Origin of the sequence: Caulobacter zeae, assembly GCF_002858925.1 — a bacterium.
Classification (GTDB): Bacteria; Pseudomonadota; Alphaproteobacteria; order Caulobacterales; family Caulobacteraceae; genus Caulobacter; species Caulobacter zeae.
In genome coordinates this window covers 1-20,415 of record NZ_PJRS01000004.1, presented here as the reverse complement: position 1 = coordinate 20,415, position 20,415 = coordinate 1, and the positions used below count along the sequence as shown (strand labels likewise).

Here is a 20,415-nt window from a genome sequence, read left to right as displayed (position 1 = left end):
CGACCCTCCCCCTGGAGGGGGAAGTTCCTCCTGCCTCTGAACTGCGACACGACGAACGGCCCCGCTCCCACGGGCGGGGCCGTTTTTCTTTTCGCGCCGGCTTGCATCGATATCGATAGGAAGCTATCTAAATAGATAGCAAGCTACCTATCGTTCTTCGAGCATCGTTACATGACGTCCCGCATTCCCAGCGAACGCACCTTCACCGGCGCGGTGCTGCGCCTGGCGCGCATCTATCGTCGCGAGGTCAATCGCGCCCTGGCCGAGCACGGTCTTTCCGACGCCCGCGCCCTGCCGGTGCTGCACATCGCCCGCGCCGGCTCCGGCATGCGGCAAGGCGTGCTAGCCGAAGAACTGGGCGTCGAGGGGCCGTCCCTGGTGCGCGTGCTCGACCAGTTGTGCGCCGCCGGCCTGGTGGAGCGTCGCGACGACCCCGCCGACGGCCGCGCCAAGACCCTGCACCTGACCACCGACGGCGCGGCCTTGGCCGTGATCGCCGAAGACACCGTCCAGGCCGTCCGCTCGCGCCTGCTGGTCGGGGTCAGCGACGAGGACCTGGCCGCCACCCTGCGCACCTTCGCCGCCTTCGAGGCGGCCCTGGACGCCGCCAACGGGCAGGGGGCTTGAAGCGCTCCATGCCCAAGTTCGACCGGTGGACGCTGCTGTTCTCGTTGAACAGCTTCGTCGCCGCCATGCTCGCCCTCTGGATCGGTTTCGCCGTCGGCCTGCCGCGTCCGTACTGGGCCATGACCACGGCCTATATCGTCAGTCAGCCGCTGGCCGGGGCCGTGCGCTCCAAGGCGCTGTACCGCGTGCTCGGCACCATGCTGGGCGGCGCGGCCGCCGTCGCCATGGTCCCCAACCTGGTCAATGCGCCCGTGCTGCTGTGCCTGGCGCTGGCGCTGTGGGTCGGCGCCTGCCTGACCATCTCGCTGCTCGACCGCACGCCGCGCAGCTATGTCCTGATGCTGGCCGGCTACACCACCGCCATCATCGGCTTCCCGGCCGTCAGCCAGCCCGGGGCCATCTTCGACCTGGCCGTCTGGCGCGTGGTCGAGATCGGCCTGGGCATCGTCTGCGCCACCCTGGTCCACAGCCTCGTCTTCCCGCGCCCCGTCGGGACCGTCCTGCGCGCGCGCCTGGCCGCCTGGCTGGGCGAGGCCGACCGCTGGGCGCTGGACGTGCTGAAGGGCGCCGACGAGGAGGCCTTCGCCCGCGACCGCCGGCATCTCGCCGCCGCCGCCAGCGAGATCCAGATGCTGGCCACCCACCTGCCGTTCGACACCACCCGCCTGCGCGAGACCACCGGCGTGGTGCGGGCCCTGCACGAACGCCTGCTGATCCTCATCCCGCTGCTGTCGGGCCTGGCCGACCGGATGCAGGCGCTGAAGGACGTCAGGGATCCCGCCGCCCGAGCGGCGCTGGACGCCGTGATCGCCTGGATCGAGGCCGGCGCGACCCGTGGCCCGGGCCTGGAGCTGATCGACCACCTCAAGGCCGAGGCCGCCAAGCGGCGCGGCGGCGACTGGAACGCGCTGCTGGTCGAAAGCCTGCTGGTGCGCCTGGCCGAAGCCGTCCAGGCCCTGGGCGAGGGCCATGCGCTGATGACGCGGCTTGAGAACCCCGACGCCCCGCTGTCGCCGAACCTGGCCGCGGCTGCGGCCAACGCCGGCCGCCGGCGCATGCACAGCGACCTGCCGCTGGCCCTGCTTTCGGGCGCGGCCGCCGCGATCGCCGTGCTGCTGTCCTGCGCCCTCTGGATCCTGTCCGGCTGGGGCGACGGCGCCTCGGCGCCGGTCATGGCGGCGGTGTTCTGCTGCTTCTTCGCGGCCATGGACGATCCCGTGCCGGCCATCCGCAGCTTCGGGATCTTCACCCTGGTCTCGCTGCCGCTGTCGGCGCTCTACATGTTCGCCGTGCTGCCGGCCATCGACGGCTATCCGCTGCTGGTCCTGACGCTGGCCCCGCCGCTGCTGTTCATCGGCCTGTTCATTCCCAACCCCAAGACCATGGGGGCGGCGCTGGCCACGCTGATCGGTTTCTGTAACGCCCTGGCGCTGCAGGAGACCTTCAGCGCCGACTTCGCCAGCTTCCTGAACATCAACCTTGGCCAGTTCGTCGGCCTGGGGGCGGCGATCTTCGTCACCGCCGCCATGCGCTCGATGAGCATCGACGCCGGGGCCCGGCGCCTCCTGTCGCGCACCTGGAAGAACCTGGCCCGCCTGGCCCGGTCCAGCCGCGCGCCCGAGCCGGCCGCCTTCGCCGCCGCCCTGGTCGACCGCCTGGGCCTCTTGACCCCCAAGCTCGCCGCGGTGGGGCCGCGCCACGACCTCGTCGGCGTCGACGTGCTGCGCGACCTGCGGGTGGGCATGAACCTCGTCACCGTACAGACCGCTCGCGGCGATCTGTCGGGACCGGCCCGCGCCAGCCTCGACGCCGTGCTTGACGGGGTGGGCGACCACTACGCTGCCCTGTCGGCAGGTCGCCGCGCCCCGCCGCACGCCGAGCTGTTGGCCAAGGTCGACCAGGCCCTCGGCCGGCTGGGCGAGGTCCCATTCGCGCCCAATGGCGCCCTGGGCGGCGTCACCGGCCTTGTCGGCCTGCGCCGCAATCTCTTCCCCGACGCCCCCGCCTTCAATCCGGAGCCCGCCGCATGACCGGCGAATACAATATCGACGGCGTCTTCCTGTCGTCCGTCCTCGTCTCGGCCGTCGTGGCCCTCGTCGCCGCCTTCGTGCTTCGACGCGTGCTCTCGTGGGCCGGCGCCTACCGCTTCGTCTGGCATCCGGCGCTCTTCGACACCGCTCTCTTCGTCATCCTCTGGGCCGCCGCCGTGGCCCTTGTCCGTCCATAAGAAAAACATGCCCCAGTTGAAAACTCTCCTCCCGCAAGCCGGCCGCGTCGCGGTCACCCTGGCCGTCGTCGCCGTCGCCGTGGTCGGGGGCAAGCGCCTCTGGGACCATTACCAGGTCGATCCCTGGACCCGTGACGGCCGCGTCCGCGCCGACATCGTCCAGGTCGCGCCCGACGTCTCGGGCCTGGTCACCGCCGTTCAGGTTGTCAACGACCAGACGGTCAAGGCCGGCCAGCCGCTGTTCTATGTCGACCGTGATCGCTACGCCCTGGCGCTGCGCCAGGCCGACGCCGTCGTCGCCGCCCAGAAGGCGCAGTTGGCGCAGGCCAGGCGCGAGCTGGCCCGCAACCGCGTGCTGGGCGACCTCGTCGCCGGCGAGATCACCGAGCAGAGCCTGGCCAAGGTCGAGCAGGGCCAGGCCGCCCTGGCCCAGGCCGTCGCCGCCCGCGACCTGGCCGCGCTGAACCTGTCGCGGACCCTGGTCGTCGCGCCGACCGACGGCTTCCTGTCGGACCTGACGCTGCGCACCGGCGACTACGTCACCGCCGGCAAGCCGGTGCTGGCCTTGATCGACAGCCGCTCCTACCGGGTCGAGGGCTATTTCGAGGAAACCAAGCTCAAGGGCCTGCACGTGGGCCAGAAGGTCAGCGTCACGGTGATGGGCGAGGACAGGCCGCTGCACGGCCACATCCAGTCGATCGCCGCCGGCATCGAGGACCGCGACCGCGCCGCCGGCGCCAGCCTGCTGCCCAACGTCAATCCCACCTTCAGCTGGGTGCGCCTGGCCCAGCGCGTGCCCGTCCGTGTCGCTCTGGACGAGACGCCCAAGGACCTGCGCCTGATCGCCGGCCGCACGGCCACGGTCGCGGTGTTGGGGCAGGGGACGGCCAAGGTCGCCGGCAAGGGGGCCGTCTCGTGAGTACGATCCGCACCCTGGCGGCCGCCGGCTCGCTGCTGGCGCTCGCCGCCTGCACCACCGTCGGCCCGAACTACAAGCGGCCCGACGTGGCCAAGATCAACGAGCCCGCCGCCCAAGCGCCGTTCATGGGGGCGCAGAGCGCCGCCGTCAGCCAGGATCCGGTCCCCGACGGCTGGTGGAAGCTCTATGACGACGAGACCCTGAACGGATTGGTCGAGCAAGCTCTGACCGCCAATGCCGACCTGCGGGTCGCCGCCGCCAACCTGTCCCGCGCCCGCGCCGTGGCCGGCGAGGCAGACGACGCCGGCGGCTTCTCGGTCGGCGCCTCGGGGGCGGCCATGCGCGCCCGCGAGTCCGGCGAGCAGTACCTGATGAGCGAACCGTTGCCGGTCGAGAACCTCGCCGACGCCGGCGTGAAGGTCTCCTACCAGGTCGACCTGGTGGGCCGCCTCAAGCGCGCCGCCGAGGCCGCCCATGCAGACGCCGACGCCAGCCAGGCCGCGCTGGATCTCGCCCGCGTCAGCGTCGCCGCCGACGTAGCCCGGGCCTATGTCGAGGCCTGCTCGGCCGGCCACGAGATCCATGTCGCCGAACACAGCCTGGAGCTCCAGCAGAAGAGCCTGGACGTCACCAATCGGCTGATCGCCGCCGGCCGCGGCACGGCGCTGGACGCCACCCGCGCCCGCGCCCAGGTCGATCTTCAACGCGCGGCGATCCCCAGCTTCGAGGCCCATCGCAAGGCCGCGCTCTACAAGCTGGCCGTGCTGACCGGCAAGCCGCCGGCCCAGTTCCCCAAGGCCGTCGAGGCCTGCGCGACGCCGCCGAAGCTGTCGCAGCCCCTGCCGGTGGGCGACGGCGCGGCCCTGCTCGCGCGTCGTCCCGACGTCCGCCAGGCCGAGCGCACCCTGGCCGGCGCCACGGCCCGCATCGGCGTGGCGCGGGGCGCGCTCTATCCGAACATCAGCTTCGGCATGGGCGCTGGCTCCACGGGCCTGCTGGCCGACATCGGTCAGCCCGCCGCCAACCGCTGGAGCCTGTCGGGCCTGATCTCCTGGACCCTGCCGGGCGAGGGCGAGCGCGCCCGCATCCGCGGGGCCGAGGTCGGCGCCGACGGGGCCCTGGCCCGCTTTGACGGCGTGGTGCTGAACGCCCTGCGCGAGACCGAGACCAGTCTGACGGCCTACGCCCACGAACTGGACCGCAACGCCGCCCTGCGCGCCGCTCGCGACGAGGCTGTCAAGGCCGAGCGCCAGGCCGCCACGCTCTACAAGGCCGGCCGCGCGCCCTACCTTCAGGGCCTGGACGCCCAGCGCACCCTGGCCGGCGCCGAAGCCTCCCTGGCCGCCTCCGACGCGGCCGTCGCCGCCGACCAGGTCAACCTCTTCCTGGCGCTTGGCGGCGGCTGGGAAACCGCGCCGGCGGTGAAGGTGGTTCAGGCGCAGCGGTAGGCGTTTCAAAGATCCTCCCCCTGAAGGGGGAGGTGGCCCGGAGGGCCGGAGGGGGAAGTCCCTAACGAGGTCAGTGCATCCCCAACGCTGGCAGTCCCTTCCCCCTCAGTCGCTTCGCGACAGTTCCCCCTTCAGAGGGAGCATCTGGGGCTCAGCCCGGCGCTCGCTCGCTCCAGAGGTCGAGATCCGTCTCGTGCCCGATCAGCGCCAGGCCCGAGGCGATCGACTCGAATTCGCCGCCGCTCTCGATCCGTTCGGCGCCGAAGCGGCGCAGGAAGATATCGCGTACGGCCGGTACGAACGAGGAGCCGCCCGTCAGGAACACCCGGTCCACGCCTTGCGCCGTCAGGCCCGAGCGCTCCAGCGCCTGGTCCACGGCCGTCTCGATGGCCTTCAGTTCCGGCGCGATCCAGCTTTCGAACTCGCTGCGCGCCACGTCGCGCTCGATCACCACCGAGCCGGCCCTGAACGAGAACCGCGCCTCTTCCTGTCCCGACAGCGCCTCCTTCAGGCCCGAGACTGAGCGGTAGAGGGCATAGCCGTGGTTGTCGTCGAGCACCTCGATCAGGCGGGCGATCTTCTCGGGCTCGACCGCCGTGCGCTCCAGGGCGCGGATGTCGCGCATGTCCTTGGACGCCCGCAGCATGGCCAGCTGGTCCCAGCGGGCGAAGGCGGTGTAGTAGCGCTGCGGAATCGGCAGGCGGCTGGACATGGCCTTGTAGAGGCTGCCCTTGCCGAGCTCCGGCGACACCACGTTGTCGATGATCCGGTAGTCGAAGGCGTCGCCGGCCACGCCGACGCCCGAGCGCGCCAGCGGCACCGACCGCAGCTGGCCGCCTTGGCGCTCGAACCGCACGATCGAGAAGTCGCTGGTGCCGCCGCCGAAGTCGGCCACCAGCACCGTGGCGTCCTCCTTCAGCTGGCGGGCGAAGAAGAAGGCCGCGCCGACCGGCTCGTGGGCGTAGCGAATGTCGGAGAAACCAAGCCGCTCGAAGGCGGCCTCGTAGCGCTTCAGCGCCAGGTTCTCGTCGGGATTGCCGCCGGCGAAGGTCACCGGCCGGCCGACGATCACCCGTGGCGGCAGGTCGGCCATCTGGCCGCCTGCATGGTCGCGCAGCTTGAACAGGAACGCCGCCAGCAGGTCTTCGAACTGGTAGCGCCTGTCGAGGATCTTGGTCTCGGTGAAGGCCGCGCTGGCTGCAAAGGTCTTGAACGACTGGACGAAGCGCGTTTCCAGCGGGTCCTCGACATAGGCCTCGATGGCCCAGGGGCCGGCCTCGATGACACGCTCGGTCGGACGGCCGTCCGGGCCGGCCATCGAATGGAAGCTCAGGGCCGAGCGGAAGGCGAAGATGTCCTTCTCGCCCACGGGAAAGCGCACCAGGCGCGCGGGGCCTTGGCCGTCGGCGATGGCGACGACGGTGTTGGTGGTGCCGAAATCGATGCCGATCGTCGGCTGGACGGCGGACGTCATGGGGAAGCTCGGGCCGGGGAGGGGGCCGTGCGTCCTACAGCCATGAGCGCAGGGGTCAAGCGACTTAACGGGGTTTTTACGTCGCAATCGAAAAGCTGCGTTCGACTACCGCGAATCCGGCGCGGACCAGACAAACATCCGGGGGGAAACGAACATGAAGCTCGACGATCTCAAGATCGCGTCGAAGGTCGCCCTGCCGGCCGTGGTCCTGGGCGCGGCCGTGCTCGCCTGCACGGGCCTGGGCGTCTGGCAGCAGAAGAGCCTGGACGCCGCCACCAGCCGTCTCGTCGAGCATCGCGCCCCCGCCGAGGTGCAGTCGGCCCGCTTCAGCCGGCGCCTGGCCATGATGGGTCACGCCGCCCACCGCACCGTCACGTACGACGCGGCCTCGTCGGAAGCCCTGGCCGCCTCCAAGGAACTCGACAAGGTCTATGCCGAGGGCAAGGACAGCCTCGACAAGATGACCGGCTTCGATCCGGCGATCGCCGAGAAGGCCGATGGCTTCCGCGCCCGCATCGACGCCCTGTACGCCGAGGCGCGCGGTGCGGCGGACAAAGGTTTGGCCAACGATGACACCGGTGCCATGGCGCATCTGGCCGTGATGGATCCGGCGATCGACAGTCTGGCGAAGGACGTGAAGGCCTGGGGCGACGGCTATCACGAGGAAACCGACGCCATGGTGACGGCGGCGCGGGCCGAGGCCGAGCGCGGCGTGTTGCTGACCCTGCTGTTCGGCGTGGCCGCCGCGCTGGGCGGCGTGGCCTTCGCCCTGTGGATCGGGGCGGTGAAGATCTCGCGGCCGGTGGCCGGGCTTTCCCGCGCCATGAACGACCTGGCCGACGGCCGGCTGGAGACGGCCGTGGCCGGCGCCGGTCGCCGCGACGAGGTCGGGCTGATGGCCAAGGCCGTGCAGGTCTTCAAGGACAACGCCCTGGCCCTCAAGAGCGCCCAGGCCGAGCAGGCCCGCTCGCGCGCCGCCGGCGACGAGGAACGCGGTCGCAACGAGCAAGCGCGGGAAGCCGCCGCCCGTGAGCAGGCCTTCGTCATGAAGGCCATCGCCCAGGGCCTGTCGCGGCTGTCGCGCGGCGACCTGACGGTGCGGGTCACCGAGGCCTTCCCCGACGGCTATCGCCAGCTGCGCGACGATTTCAACGCCGCCATGGGTCACCTGGACGAAGCGATGGGCCAGATCCTGGCCGCCGTCGATGGCATCGGCCGAGGCTCGGACGAGATCGCCGCCGCCGCCGACCAGACCGCCCGCCGCAGCGAGCAGCAGGCCGCCGGCCTGGAAGAGACCGCCGCCGCCCTCGACCAGATCACCGCCACCGTTCGCCGCGCCTCGCACGGCGCGGGCGAGGCCGCGAAGGTCGTCGGCTCGGCCCGCGGCGACGCCGAGCGCTCCGGCCAGGTGGTGCGCGGCGCCGTCGAGGCCATGACCGGCATCGAAAGCTCCTCGCGCCAGATCGGCCAGATCATCGGCGTGATCGACGAGATCGCCTTCCAGACCAACCTCTTGGCCCTCAACGCCGGTGTTGAGGCCGCCCGGGCTGGAGACGCGGGACGCGGCTTCGCCGTCGTCGCCCAGGAGGTCCGCGCCCTGGCCCAGCGCTCGGCCGACGCGGCCAAGGAGATCAAGACCCTGATCTCGACCTCGGCCCGCCAGGTCGACGAGGGCGTCAAGCTGGTCGGCCAGACCGGCGAGGCGCTGGAAGGCATTGTCTTCAAGATCGGCGAGATCGACGCCCTGGTGCGCGAGCTGGCCGCCTCGGCCGGCGAGCAGGCCACGAGCCTCAACGAGGTGAATTCGGCCGTGAACCAGATGGACCAGGGCGTGCAGCAGAACGCCGCCATGGTCGAGGAAGCCAACGCCGTCGCCCACGCCCTCAAGAGCGAGATCGTCGGCCTTGTGGAGATGACCGGGAGGTTCCGGGTGTCCGATGCGAAGCAGGCGCGGGGCTATCGGATGGCGGGGTAGGGCTCAGCGCTCACGGGCGTGCTTGATACGCGCGACGATGACGTTGGTGGCGAAGACGCGGTACCAGACGACGTAACCGGAGCTACCGAAGGGAACGTTGATCCGTCAGAGATCGGCACGACCGGCTTGGCCCCGCTCTGCATGTCCGGCGAGCGACAGGATCGCCGTGACCAAAGTTTCGGCCATGCGGCTGGCCGCGCCAGGGTTCTTGTCGACGAGGAAGTCTTCAAGTCTCGAAAGGTCGCGGCGAGCCTTCTCGGTCAGCCGAACCGTTCTTTTCATTTCCGGGCGGCCAGACGGGCTTCGATGTTGGCGCGGAACTCGGCGAGCACTTCTTCGGCGGGATAGGAGACCCCGGTGCGTTCGTACTCTTCAAGAGACTGGAGCGCCTCGGCCCAATCATCGTCGATCGCCTGATCGATGGCGTTGATGGCGAATACCTCGGGCGTCACACCGGCAGCCTGAGCGGCTACGCGCAGGCGTTCGGCCCGTTCGGGATCGAGATGGATGTCAGCGCCGTCGGCCATGTTTCGAGGATCCCTCTGCGGAACCGGGGCGTCAACGATCGGTTCGCATTGACATTTCCGCCGCGCACCCGTCCTTGGCGCGCTCAATTGAAAGGGCCGGGTCTTGGAACAGTTCGACGTCGTGGTGCTGGGAGCCGGTGCGGCCGGCATGATGTGCGCCATCGAGGCCGGCAAGCGCGGTCGCAAGGTGCTGATCGTCGACCACGCCAAGGCTGCCGGCGAAAAGATCCGGATCAGCGGCGGCGGCCGCTGCAACTTCACCAATGTCGGCGCCGCGCCGGCCAACTTCCTGTCGGCCAACCCGAAATTCTGCGTCTCGGCCCTGCGCCGCTACCGCCCGACCAACTTCATCGACCTGGTGAAGAAGCACGGCATCGCCTTTCACGAGAAGACGTTGGGCCAGCTGTTCTGCGACGGCTCCTCCAAGGAGATCATCGCCATGCTGCTGGACGAGATGGCCGACGCCGGCGTCGTCCTGCGCCTGGAGACGGCGATCCAGGGCGTCGACAGGCAGGGGGAGAGCTTCGTCGTCGAACTGTCGAGCGGCCCGGTGGCCTGCGCCTCGCTGGTGGTCGCCACCGGCGGCAAGTCGATCCCGAAGATGGGCGCGACGGGCGTCGGCTACGACATCGCCCGCCAGTTCGGCCTGGCCATCATCGAACCGCGCCCGGCCCTGGTGCCGCTGACCTTCGAGGCCCGCACGCTGGAGCGGCTTTCGCCGCTGTCGGGCGTGTCGGTCGACGCCGTGGTCGCCAGCGGCAAGACCAAGTTCCGCGAAGGCATGCTCTTCACCCATCGCGGCTTGTCGGGCCCGTCGATCCTGCAAATCTCGTCCTACTGGCGCGAGGGCGGCGAGATCACGGTCGACATGGCGCCGGGCGTCGACGTGTTCGCCACGTTGAAGGCCGAGCGCTCGGCCAACGGCCGCCGCGCGCTGCACACGGTGCTGGCCGAGATCGTGCCCAAGCGCCTGGCGCAAAAGATCGTCGAGGACGAGGGCGTCACCGGCAACATCGCCGACTGTTCGGACAAGGTGCTGGCCCGCGTGGCCGGCGTCGTCAACGCCTGGACCTTCAAGCCGGTCGGCTCGGAAGGCTATCGCACGGCCGAGGTCACGCTCGGCGGGGTCGACACCGACGGACTGGATTCGCGCTCGATGGAGGCCAAGTCCGTGGCAGGGCTCTATTTCATCGGCGAGGTCGTCGATGTCACCGGCTGGCTCGGCGGCTACAATTTCCAGTGGGCCTGGGCCTCGGGCTGGTGCGCGGGGCAGGCGGTGTAAGATCCTCTCCCTCTGGGAGAGGTGGCCGCGAAGCGGACGGAGAGGGGGCGAGGTCGCCCCAAATAAACGACGGGCCGCCTCTCCAAGGAGAGGCGGCCCATGCGATTACTTCTTCTTGAACGGCTTGCCCGGCTTGCCGCCGAACTCGCCCTTGGCCTTGAAGGGCTTGGGACCCTTGAACGCCGGCTTGTCGCCGAAGGCGGGCTTGGCCTTGTAGGGCTTGGCCGGGGCGTCGCCAAACGCCTTGGGCGCACGGGGCTTATACTCGCGCGGACCGTCGGCGTTGTCGCGACCTTCGGCGCGCGGCTTGTAGCTGCGCTTCGGGGCGCCGTCGTTCTCGATCGGCGAGTAGGGGCGCGGGGCCTCGTCGCGATCGCGCGGCTTGAAGTCGCGCGGCGGCCGCGGCTTGTAGTCGCCCTTCGGCTCGTCGCCACGGCCGTACGGCTTGGCGTTGCTGGCGCCGTCGCGGTCGTAGCCGCCTTGGCGCGGAGCACGAGGCCCACGGGGCGCGTCGTCATAGTTGCGCGGGCCGCGCGGCGGACGCGGCGAGTCGCCGTCGAAGTCACGCGGCGGGCGCGGCGCGCGCGGACCATCGCCGCGCGGAGCAGGCGCCGTGGTCGGCGTGATCTGGACGTCCTCGCGCACGGTGGTCTGCACCGCCGCGCCGAACTTCACCGCCGCCTCGGCCGAGATCTCGAACTTGGTGTCGTAGTCGAAGATCCGGATCGAGCCGATGTCCTTCTTGGTGATGTGGCCCTGGCGGCAGATCAGCGGGATCAGCCACTTGGGATCGGCGTTGCCGCGACGGCCGACGCTGATGCGGAACCACTCCGAGCCTTCCATGCTCGTGCGCGGTTCGCGCTCGGGGCGGTCGCCGAACTCGCGGGGCTCACGCGGTTCGCGCGAGCGCGGACCGGGATCGGCGCCGTGGCGCGGGTCGTCGTAGATTTCTTCCGGCGCCGGCAGCTTGGCGCGGCGGGTGCGGATCAGGGCCGCGGCGATCTCGGCCGGCGTCCGCTTGGCCAGCATGGCTTCAGCCAGGGCCAGGTCTTCCTCGTTGGTGGCTTCCAGGAAGATCGGATCGTCGAGCAGGCGCTCGGTGTCCTTGGCGCGGATCTCGTCGGCGCTCGGGGCGCCGCCCCAGACGCCTTCGACGCCGGCGGCGAACAGCAGCTGTTCGGCCTTGCGGCGGCGGGTGTACGGCACAACCAGCGCCGAGACGCCCTTCTTGCCGGCGCGACCCGTGCGGCCCGAACGGTGCAGCAGGGTGGCCTTGTTGACTGGCAGTTCGGCATGGATGACGAGGCCGAGGTCGGGCAGGTCGAGGCCGCGAGCGGCGACGTCGGTGGCGACGCAGACGCGGGCATGGCCGTCGCGCAGAGCCTGCAGGGCGTCGGCGCGTTCACGCTGGCTCAGTTCGCCAGAGAGGCCGACGACGGCGAAGCCGCGCTCACGCAGCTTGCTGTGCAACGAGCGGACGCTCTCACGGGTGTTGGCGAACACCAGGGCGCCGGGGCTTTCGAAATAGCGCAGCAGGTTGACGACGGCGTGCTCGGTCTCGTTCGGCGCCACGCGCACGGCGCGGTATTCGATGTCGCGGTGCGGCTCGTTGCGGTCGATGGTGTCGATGCGCAGGGCGTCGTTCTGGTAATTCTTGGCCAGGGCGATGATGTCGCGCGCCAGGGTGGCCGAGAACAGCAGGGTGCGGCGCTCGGGCGGAGCAGCGTCGAGGATGAACTCGAGGTCCTCGCGGAAGCCCATGTCGAGCATCTCGTCGGCCTCGTCGAGGACGGCGACCTTCAGCTCCGACAGGTCGAGGTGCCCGCGCTCGATGTGGTCGCGCAGGCGGCCCGGGGTGCCGACGACGATGTGGGCGCCGAAGTTCAGGGCGCGCTGCTCGCGACGGGCGTCCATGCCGCCGACGCAGTTGACGACCGTGGCGCCGGCCTGGGCGTAGAGCCACTCCAGTTCGCGATTGACCTGCATGGCCAGTTCGCGGGTCGGGGCGATGACCAGGGCCATAGGCAGGCCGGCCTTGGGCAGGCGCTCGGCGTCGCCCAGCAGGGTCGGGGCGGCGGCCAGGCCGAAGGCCACGGTCTTGCCCGAGCCGGTCTGGGCGCTGACCAGCAGGTCGCGACCTTCGGCGTCGGCTTCCAGCACGGCGGCCTGGACGGGGGTGGGCTCGGCGTAACCCTGAGCGGCGAGGGCCCGCTCGAGAGCGGGGTGGGAGGCGGGGAAGGGCATCTTGGTCCAGTTCGATCCTGCAGGCGGCGCGCACACAAAAAACGCCCGCGGCCTGCGCCACGACCAAATTACGACCCCGTTGTCCCGGACCCGTCTGATTGGTCACTTGTCATGAAAATAAACCTCTCCGGCCGCCAAAACGAGGCGTTTGAGCCAGCGAGGAAATTTGCAAGGGCGCGTTAAGACGCCAAACCGCCGAGAAAGGCAAGGGGCGGCCGACGATTAGCGCCGACTGCGGCGCTTTGGCCGCAGGGGTTGTCAAAGGAAAACGCCCCGCCCGGAGGTCCGGACGGGGCGTCTTTCAAGGTCTTGATCGAGGCGATCAGGCCTTCGGCGGAGCCATCAGGGTCAGCTTGCTGGCGGCGCCCTTGGCGGCTTCGTGCTGCGCCGGCGGCAGCGGGATCAGGCCGCGGCCTTGCAGGTAGCCGCCGCGACCGGTCGCGGCGTCGGAGACGAACTCGCTCAGGAACTCCTTCAGGCCCGGCGTCACGCCGACCTGGCCCTTCTTCACGTAGATGAAGAGCGAGCGCGAGACGGGATAGGCGCCGCTGGCGATGGTCTGCGGGGTGGGCTTCACGCCGTTGACGGCGGCGCCCTTGATGACGTTGGCGTTCTCTTCGAGGAACGAGAAGCCGAACACGCCCAGCGCGCCGGGGGTCTTGGTCAGGGTGCCGACGATGGCGTTGTCGTTCTCGCCGGCGTCGATCCAGGCGCCGTCCTTGCGCATCGGGTCGACCTTGGCCTTGAAGCCCTTCTCGTCGCTGTCGTGCAGCGCCTTGGCGGTCGGGAACTTCTTGGCGCCGCCTTCGATGGCCAGCTCGACCCAGGCGTCACGGGTGCCCGAGGTGGGGGGCGGGCCGTAGACGAGGATGCGGTTGGCCGGCAGGCCGGCGCCCACGTCCTTCCAGGTCTTGTAGGGGTTGTTCACGAACTGGCCGCCGCGCAGGGCGTTCTGGGCCAGGCCCAGGTACAGGTGTTCGAGCTTGAAGTTGTAGTCCGGCGACTTCTTGTCCATCGCGATGACGATGCCGTCGAAGCCGATCTTGATCTCGACGATGTCCTTGACGCCCTTGGCCTTGCAGGCCTCGTACTCGGACTTCTTCATCGGACGCGAGGCGTTGGCGATGTCGGGGAAGCCTTCGCCCATGCCGCCGCAGAACATCTTGATGCCGCCGCCGGTGCCCAGGCTTTCGACCTTGGGCGACTTCCTGCCGGTCTTCTTGGCGAAGTTTTCGGCGACGCGGGTGCTGAACGGGAAGACGGTCGAGGAGCCGGCGGCCCAGACGTAGTCGCGGGCGGCGTGGGCGCTGGGAGCCAGGGCCAGCAGGCCGAGCGCGGCGGCGGCTCCGAGGAAGGCTTTCATGGACGACATCCTGATGGTCGGCTTGGGGCCATTGGAATCTTGGACGTGTCGGGCGGACCCTTCGGGGGAACGGTCTCCGACCTCGTCACCGCAGATTAGCGGTGGCGAGGCCGGCTATTTGTCACAGTTCGGCGACAGATTTGCGACAGGCGACGTCTAAACGTCCGACCACGGATCAGGATGCGTCCGCCGGAGGCTGGCGGTCGAGGATCTCCAGCACCTTTTCCTTCGGACGGGCGAGCACCGCGCCCTTGGGCGTGACCACGATGGGGCGCTCGACCAGGATCGGATGCGCGACCATGGCCGCCAGGATCGCATCGTCGGCTGTCGCCGGATCGGTCAGGCTCAGTTCTTCGGCCGGCGTGCCCTTGACGCGCAGCAGGCCGCGGGCGCCGAGGCCGGTGCGGGCGGCCAGATCCGTCAACTGTTCGAACGTCCAGCCGGCCTTCAGGTACTCGACCACGGTCGGCGCGTAGCCGGCGGCTTCGATGATGGCCAGGGTGTTGCGCGAGGTGCCGCACTTGGGATTGTGGAAGATGGTGACGGGGAAATCGGTCATGGCGGCCTCTCGATAGGATGCGAGGCTGATAGCAGGCGACGCGCGGACCGGCCATGTCGCACGCGTCGCCCCAGAATAGTAGTTGCGATTCACTCTCAACGGTGCGACTGGGACGCCCCGCCCGTAAAGGAGCGCCCCATGCGCGACGACCTGGGTCTGGACGACCCGCCGCCCACACTCGACGAACTGCTCTCCGAGCCCATCGTCCGCTTGCTGATGCGTCGCGACGGCGTGGAGGAGGGCGAGGTGCGCAAGCTGATCGCCCGGGTCGCCTCCAGCCGCCGGTCCTAGAGCCCTTTCAGGATCAGGTTGGGCAGGACGCTGTTGTCCCACTCGGGCGACTTGGGCGGATTGTCGCCGACCCGCAGGACGATCAGCCGCTTGGACGGCACGATGTAGACCACCTGGTTGGAGTTTCCGCAGAAGAGATAGAGGTCGTCGGCGGCGTAGGGCTCGCTGTGCAGGATCTTGGGCCAGGGCGTGTCGGGCGCCGCCCAGCCGCGGCGCTCCGCATAGGGGGCGCCGATGTAGACGCCCAGACCGTAGTGCGGGTTCTGCTCGGTCGGGGTGCGCATCTCTCCGACATAGCCCTTGGGCAGCAGGCGCTTGCCGGCATGGACGCCGTCGTCGATCAGCAGGATGGCGAGGCGCAGCCAGCTTTCGGCCGGCAGCAGGATGCAGCAGCCCGAGTGGGCAAGACCGCCCGGACGGTCGACCCAGATCTGGCCCCCGGGCGCGTCGATGGGCCTTAGCACCTCTTCGGAGATGAACTCGGCGTAGCGGCGGCCGGTGGCGCGCTCGATGACCAGGGCCACCAGTTCCGAGGTGGCGTTGGCGTAGTCGTAGCGGCTGCCCGGCGGGTTCACGAGCGGATAGTCGTTGATCAGGATGTCGTCGTGGCGCGGGTGCAGGTAAGCCCGGTTCAGCACGTTGGCCGGATCGGTGCTGAAGCCCTGCGGCAGGAAGCCGGTGCGCATGTCCAGCGTGTGGCGCACCAGGATGTCGGCCTTGGGCGTGCCCTTCCACTCGGTGATGAAGTCGGCCAGCGACTGGTCCAGCGACTTGATGACGCCCAGCTCCAGGGCGCGTCCGACGGCGACGGCGGTCAGCGGCTTGGCCAGCGACTTCGACGCCAGCAGGGTCGGGCGGGTCGCGCCGGCGAAGTAGGTCTCGCGTTCCAGCACCCCGTCGCGCCAGACCATGAAGGCCTTGGCGTTGCTTTGCTGGGCGTAGGCCTCGGCCGCATCGAGGGCGGCGGGGTCGATCGTGGCCGACGCAGCGGCGGGAATCAGCGTGCGGCCGGCCGCGCCGGGCACGGGCTCGAGCGTGTCGTAAGTCTCCTGGGGCGCATTGGCGGCGGCCTGAAAGCGCTGAAGATACAAGGACTCGTCGGCTGACGTTACGGAAGTTTCAGCGCTCATTTCGGGCTCCGACGTTATGTGAGCCTGACCGTAAATCCACGAATTGCCACTTCGTTGACCGCGTGGTCAAATATCCGCCCTGCGAAAGAGCAGGCGACGCACAAAAGACGACTCCGACCGTTGCGGGGCTTCGTTGCGCTATCCGGCGAACGGATAGTCGGGACGTGGTTTCCGCCAGACCCCCGCCGCCGCGGTCTGGAGTTCGCGTGAATCTGGAGGAGGCGTTTCGATGGAAAAAGGTGTGCCGATCAGGGCCATCAGCCGCTGCATCTCGGTGCTGCAGGCGATCAACCGGCGTGGTTCGCTGTCGATGATGGAGATCGCCCAGACCTCGGGCGTTCCCTATCCGACGGCCTGCCGCATCGTGCAGACCTTGCTGCACGAGAAGCTGATCGAGCGGGAGCCGGCGCGGAAGCGCTATCGGCCGACCATGCTGGTGCAGTCGCTGTCGCACGGGTTCCAGGAGAGCGATCGCCTGGTGGCCTGCGCCCGCCCGCACATCGTCGACCTGACGGCCAAGGTGACCTGGCCGGTGTCGATCGCCACCCGGGTCGGCCAGCAGATGATGATCCGCGACTCGACGCACACGATGACGTCGCTGACGCTGAACAATTACTATCCGGGCTATACCCTCCCGATCCTGGAGAGCGCCGCGGGCAAGGCCTACCTCGCCTTCGCGTCGCCCGAGGAGCAGGCGGCGGTCCTGGAGGCTTATCGCAGCGGCGAGGGGCAGGTGGATCCGCTGACCCTGCAATACGCGGAGTCCGGCGGCATGTTCGCCGACATCGTCGAAGCGGGCGTGGCCACCAAGGGCCGCAACCCCTACACCGCGACCCCCGGCAAGACCTCGTCGATCGGCGCGCCGATCTTCAACAGCGAGGGCGTCTGCGGGGCGCTGGTGCTGGTGTTCTTCTCGTCGTCGATGAAGATGCCCGACGCCGTCAAGCAGTACGGCGACAAGCTGAAGATCGCCGCGGCGGCCATCAGCCGCGACCTGTCCGAACCCCTGTCCCGCGCCGCCTGAGGGCGATGCGGTCAGGGCTTTTCGCTGGGCGTTTCCCATTGCGGATAGCGTCCCATGAGGAGGATCAGCGCGCTGCTGGCCACAAAGCCGGCGGCCGCGATCGCCAGGGCGCGGCCGTAGCCGCCGTCGTGGTCGTAGAGCGCGCCGAAGCCGATCGCGCCGATCGGCACGCCCAGCGAGATCGCCACCCCGATCAGGGCGTAGACGGCGCCGTACGAGCGCATGCCGAAGTAGCGGGCGACGAAGAAGGCGGCGACGTCGACCTCGCCGCCCTGCGCCGCGCCGATCAGCAGCACCGCCAGCACGGCCAGCGGCCACTGGCCGTGCCCGATCGCCAGCAGGCCCACGCCCAGCGCCGGCAGCACCAGCGCGATGGCGGCCGGGATCGGGGCCCAGAAGCGGTCGACCGCCCAGCCGACGACGATCCGGCCCAGGGCGACCGAGACGGCCAGCAAAGCCACCAGCCAGCCGGCGGCCCGGGCGTCCAGGCCCTGGTCGGTGAGGATCGGCTGAAGCTGGCTGATCACGCCGGTCAGGCCGGCGGTGGCCAGCAGGATGGCCAGGGCCAGGATCCAGAAGCGGCCGGTCTTCAGCGCCTGGCCGGCGGTCAGGCCGACCTGCGACACCTGTCGGGCGGCGGCGATCTCGCCTTCGGCCGCACCATGCTTGGCCAGCCAGCGGGGACGCTCCCACAGCGCCGCGAACACGGTGGGCAGGGCGACGAAAAGCGACAGGGCCGCCAACGTCGCGTAGCCGCCGCGCCAGCCGTGATGGGTGATGACGAAGTTCAGCAGCGGGGCGCTCAGCGCCGCGACCAGAGACACGCCGGTCAGCGTCAGGCCCAGGGACAGGCCGCGGCCCTTCTCGAACCAGGTGTTGACGGCGCGGGTGTAGCCGATCGGGCCCGTGCCGCTGCCCAGGATCACCAGCAGCGCGAAAAGGCCGTAGAAGGCGCCCAGCGATGGCGGCATGGCCGCCAGCATGGCATAGACCGCCGCCAGCAGGCCGATGGAGACCATCGCCACCGGCCGCACCCCGACCTTGTCGATCAGCCAGCCCAGCACCGGCGCGACGAACAGCGCCGCCAGGGCCGCGCCCTGGGCCTGGGCGATCTGGCCGCGCGTCCAGCCGAGATCGGCCTGCAAGGCCTTCACGAACAGCGAGCCGACATACTGCTGCAGGCTGATGCCGCAGCCGACCCCAACGCCCGCCGCCAGCACCACGCGCCAGCCCCTGCGGAATTCGTCCCGAACCTCGCTCACGCGTCACATCCCCCGGGCCAGCCGGCCCAAATGTCCCCAGTCGAGCATCCGACGGCCCGCGCGCGGCGCGCCATCGTTTCGCGCGGGCTGATCGACAGGCGGGGAGGGCGCGCGGCAAGGCGGCGGCCGGACCGCCCCCGCTTCACAACAGCTTCCAGTTTCTTCCGACGGAGTTTCCCATGGCGGACGCCAGCGACGCAGCGATCTTCGGCCCCTCGAAGGCGGCTTTGGCTTTCCTTGGCGAGGCCCATGGCCAGCTGATCGGCGAGACTTTCGTCGAGGGGCGGGGCGAGACCCTGATCGAGGTCGAGGATCCGGCGAGCGAGCAGGTGATCGCCAAGGTGCGGGCCAGTTCGGCCGAGGATCTGGACCAGGCCGTGGCCGCCGCGCGCAAGGCCTTCAAGGGCTGGAGCCGCACCTCCGGCGCCGACCGCGCCCGGATCATGCTGCGCTTCGCCGACCTCCTGGAGCGCGACGCCGACAGGCTGGCCGAGATCGAGACGCTCGAGAACGGCATGCCGATCGCGCTGTCGGGCGCGACCATCAAGGGCTTCTGCGCCGACTACGTGCGCTACTACGCGGGCCTGGCCACCAAGCTGGAGGGCTCGACCATCCCGGCGCGGGCCAACGGCCGCGAGGCGCTGGACCTGCTGGTCTATACGGTGCGTGAGCCGGTGGGCGTGGTCGGGGCGATCGTGCCGTGGAACGTGCCGGTCTCGATGATCATCCTGAAGCTCGCGCCGGCCCTGGCCTCGGGCTGCACCCTGGTGCTGAAGAGCGCCGAGGTGACTCCGCTGACCTCGATCCTGGTGGCGCGGCTGTGGCTGGAGGCTGGCGGCCCGCCCGGCGTGTTCAACCTGATCCACGGCCTGGGCCACGAGATCGGCGCGGCGCTGGTTTCCCATCCTGGCGTCGACAAGATCACCTTCACCGGCTCGACGGCCGTGGGCAAGGAGATCGTCCGCGCCGTCAGCCATGATCTGAAGCGCGTCACCCTGGAGCTGGGCGGCAAGTCGCCGTTCGTGATCTTCCCCGACGCCGACCTGGCCGATGCGATCCCGTCGGCGGCCATGGCCTGCTTCTTCCTGTCGGGCCAGAACTGCATGGCCGGCACGCGCCTCTTCGTGCACGAGAAGGTGCTGGAGCCGGTGCTGGAGGGGCTGGCTCAGACGGCGGCCTGGCTGAAGGTCGGGCCGGGCCTTGATCCCACGACGATGATCGGCCCGCTGGTCTCGGCCCGCCAGAAGGGCAGGGTGCTGGAGCATGTGCAGGCCGCGGCCGCCGAAGGCGCGCGCCTGGCCTATGCCGGCGGCGTTCCGGACGGCGTGGGGCACTATGTGGCGCCGACCATCTATGCCGACGTCACCCCGGACATGCGCCTAGCGCGGGAAGAGGTGTTCGGGCCGGTGCTGGGCGTTCAGTCGTTCGGCGACGATGACGAGGCGCTGCTGTCGGCGATCAACGCCACGACCTACGGCCTGTCGGGCTCGGTCTGGACCAAGGACCTGTCGCGGGCCCACCGCATGGCCCGGGCCATCGACAGCGGCCAGGTGGGCGTCAACATCCACGCGGCGCTGAGCCCCGAGACCCCGTTTGGCGGCAACCGCCAGTCGGGCTGGGGCCGCGAGTTCGGGCGCGAGGGGATCGACTCGTACCTGAAGACCAAGGCGGTGAGCGTGAACCTGGGGGTGATCCCGGGGTGACGGCTGGGACCCCCCCTGTGGGGGAGGCGATCGCGTGAGCGATCGGTGGGGAGAGAGTTTCCGACGTCTCGAAAGCTGAAAACGCCCCCCCCTCCGTCCGCTTCGCGGACACCTCCCCCAGAAGGGGGGAGGATCTTGGGGCGCGGGTTTGCGATCTCGCGCTTTCGCTGCGAGTTGATCGAAGGGGTGCGGGGCGCCCGGGCGACGCCCGGAAGCTGTTTTCAGCAAATACCGTTTCGACGAAGCCGAGCGCTCCGCGCCGCCGTTTTCCATCAGCCTCCGGCCGGCGGCGCTGTTGACGCCTTGCCGGAGCGCGCCCGCCGGTTTCCCGGAAGGCGCGCCGCGGGGCGGGGATGTCCT

The 20,415-nt window shown here is 69.9% G+C and carries 18 protein-coding genes; 10 read left to right on the top strand and 8 right to left on the bottom strand.

Features of this window, described 5'->3' with window-relative positions; all coding sequences use genetic code 11:
- Positions 1 to 258: 258 nt before the first annotated feature.
- Genes SGCZBJ_RS00965 through SGCZBJ_RS00945 form a run of 5 tightly spaced genes read left to right on the top strand, consistent with a single transcriptional unit; the run spans position 259 to position 5,221 of the window.
- On the top strand, positions 259 to 627 hold the full coding sequence (locus tag SGCZBJ_RS00965) for a MarR family winged helix-turn-helix transcriptional regulator (RefSeq protein WP_420808140.1): 369 nt from the start codon (positions 259 to 261) through the stop codon (positions 625 to 627).
- Between the two features lie 8 nt (positions 628 to 635).
- Complete coding sequence (locus SGCZBJ_RS00960) at positions 636 to 2,657, top strand: FUSC family protein (protein WP_101716170.1); 2,022 nt, start codon at positions 636 to 638, stop codon at positions 2,655 to 2,657.
- Complete coding sequence (locus SGCZBJ_RS00955; RefSeq protein WP_101716169.1) at positions 2,654 to 2,854, top strand: DUF1656 domain-containing protein; 201 nt, start codon at positions 2,654 to 2,656, stop codon at positions 2,852 to 2,854. Before SGCZBJ_RS00960 ends, SGCZBJ_RS00955 begins: the two co-directional genes overlap by 4 nt.
- A gap of 7 nt (positions 2,855 to 2,861) precedes the next feature.
- Entirely contained in the window at positions 2,862 to 3,773 is a 912-nt protein-coding gene (locus SGCZBJ_RS00950) for an efflux RND transporter periplasmic adaptor subunit (RefSeq protein WP_101716168.1), read from the top strand.
- Positions 3,770 to 5,221 (top strand): efflux transporter outer membrane subunit, encoded by a 1,452-nt coding sequence (locus SGCZBJ_RS00945; RefSeq protein WP_101716167.1) that lies wholly within the window; start codon positions 3,770 to 3,772, stop codon positions 5,219 to 5,221. Before SGCZBJ_RS00950 ends, SGCZBJ_RS00945 begins: the two co-directional genes overlap by 4 nt.
- A 151-nt stretch (positions 5,222 to 5,372) precedes the next feature.
- On the opposite strand, the gene SGCZBJ_RS00940 is transcribed toward SGCZBJ_RS00945, so the two are convergent.
- Positions 5,373 to 6,695 carry an Hsp70 family protein gene (locus SGCZBJ_RS00940; RefSeq protein WP_101716166.1) on the bottom strand — a complete coding sequence of 441 codons (1,323 nt, stop codon included), beginning with the start codon at positions 6,693 to 6,695 and terminating at the stop codon, positions 5,373 to 5,375.
- Positions 6,696 to 6,849: 154 nt separating this feature from the next.
- On the opposite strand from SGCZBJ_RS00940, the gene SGCZBJ_RS00935 reads away from it, so the two are divergent.
- On the top strand, positions 6,850 to 8,670 hold the full coding sequence (locus SGCZBJ_RS00935; RefSeq protein ID WP_101716165.1) for a methyl-accepting chemotaxis protein: 1,821 nt from the start codon (positions 6,850 to 6,852) through the stop codon (positions 8,668 to 8,670).
- Positions 8,671 to 8,775: 105 nt separating this feature from the next.
- Here SGCZBJ_RS00935 and SGCZBJ_RS26430 read toward each other — a convergent pair whose 3' ends face one another.
- Both SGCZBJ_RS26430 and SGCZBJ_RS00925 read right to left on the bottom strand, forming a co-directional pair.
- On the bottom strand, positions 8,776 to 8,952 hold the full coding sequence (locus tag SGCZBJ_RS26430; protein WP_101716164.1) for a type II toxin-antitoxin system RelE/ParE family toxin: 177 nt from the start codon (positions 8,950 to 8,952) through the stop codon (positions 8,776 to 8,778).
- Positions 8,949 to 9,197, bottom strand: coding sequence for a P-loop NTPase family protein (locus SGCZBJ_RS00925; protein WP_101716163.1), 249 nt, complete (start codon positions 9,195 to 9,197; stop codon positions 8,949 to 8,951). Before SGCZBJ_RS00925 ends, SGCZBJ_RS26430 begins: the two co-directional genes overlap by 4 nt.
- 103 nt (positions 9,198 to 9,300) lie before the next feature.
- On the opposite strand from SGCZBJ_RS00925, the gene SGCZBJ_RS00920 reads away from it, so the two are divergent.
- Positions 9,301 to 10,479, top strand: coding sequence for a BaiN/RdsA family NAD(P)/FAD-dependent oxidoreductase (locus SGCZBJ_RS00920; protein WP_101716162.1), 1,179 nt, complete (start codon positions 9,301 to 9,303; stop codon positions 10,477 to 10,479).
- A 105-nt stretch (positions 10,480 to 10,584) separates the two neighbouring features.
- On the opposite strand, the gene SGCZBJ_RS00915 is transcribed toward SGCZBJ_RS00920, so the two are convergent.
- The 3 genes from SGCZBJ_RS00915 to arsC form a co-directional block, all read right to left on the bottom strand.
- Entirely contained in the window at positions 10,585 to 12,723 is a 2,139-nt protein-coding gene (locus SGCZBJ_RS00915) for a DEAD/DEAH box helicase (protein WP_101716161.1), read from the bottom strand.
- A gap of 322 nt (positions 12,724 to 13,045) precedes the next feature.
- The gene (locus SGCZBJ_RS00910; RefSeq protein WP_101716240.1) at positions 13,046 to 14,086 is read right to left on the bottom strand and encodes a substrate-binding domain-containing protein; all 1,041 of its coding nucleotides are present in this window, start codon (positions 14,084 to 14,086) and stop codon (positions 13,046 to 13,048) included.
- A gap of 175 nt (positions 14,087 to 14,261) precedes the next feature.
- A complete protein-coding gene (arsC, locus tag SGCZBJ_RS00905; RefSeq protein ID WP_101716160.1) occupies positions 14,262 to 14,645 on the bottom strand; it encodes an arsenate reductase (glutaredoxin) in 384 nt (127 codons plus the stop codon).
- A 138-nt stretch (positions 14,646 to 14,783) separates the two neighbouring features.
- On the opposite strand from arsC, the gene SGCZBJ_RS25495 reads away from it, so the two are divergent.
- On the top strand, positions 14,784 to 14,936 hold the full coding sequence (locus SGCZBJ_RS25495; RefSeq protein ID WP_165799207.1) for a hypothetical protein: 153 nt from the start codon (positions 14,784 to 14,786) through the stop codon (positions 14,934 to 14,936).
- Here the strand turns inward: SGCZBJ_RS25495 and SGCZBJ_RS00900 are convergent.
- Positions 14,933 to 16,027, bottom strand: coding sequence for a serine hydrolase domain-containing protein (locus tag SGCZBJ_RS00900; RefSeq protein WP_205685295.1), 1,095 nt, complete (start codon positions 16,025 to 16,027; stop codon positions 14,933 to 14,935). The two genes, SGCZBJ_RS25495 and SGCZBJ_RS00900, sit on opposite strands and share 4 nt — an antisense overlap.
- A gap of 280 nt (positions 16,028 to 16,307) precedes the next feature.
- Between SGCZBJ_RS00900 and SGCZBJ_RS00895 the strand changes: the two genes are divergently transcribed.
- Positions 16,308 to 17,090, top strand: coding sequence for an IclR family transcriptional regulator domain-containing protein (locus tag SGCZBJ_RS00895; protein WP_205685294.1), 783 nt, complete (start codon positions 16,308 to 16,310; stop codon positions 17,088 to 17,090).
- 11 nt (positions 17,091 to 17,101) lie between these two features.
- Here the strand turns inward: SGCZBJ_RS00895 and SGCZBJ_RS00890 are convergent, their stop codons facing one another.
- Positions 17,102 to 18,352: an MFS transporter gene (locus SGCZBJ_RS00890; protein WP_101716158.1), complete on the bottom strand. Its 1,251-nt coding sequence runs from the start codon at positions 18,350 to 18,352 to the stop codon at positions 17,102 to 17,104.
- A gap of 179 nt (positions 18,353 to 18,531) precedes the next feature.
- On the opposite strand from SGCZBJ_RS00890, the gene SGCZBJ_RS00885 reads away from it, so the two are divergent.
- Positions 18,532 to 20,055 carry an aldehyde dehydrogenase family protein gene (locus SGCZBJ_RS00885; protein ID WP_101716157.1) on the top strand — a complete coding sequence of 508 codons (1,524 nt, stop codon included), beginning with the start codon at positions 18,532 to 18,534 and terminating at the stop codon, positions 20,053 to 20,055.
- Positions 20,056 to 20,415: the final 360 nt, after the last annotated feature.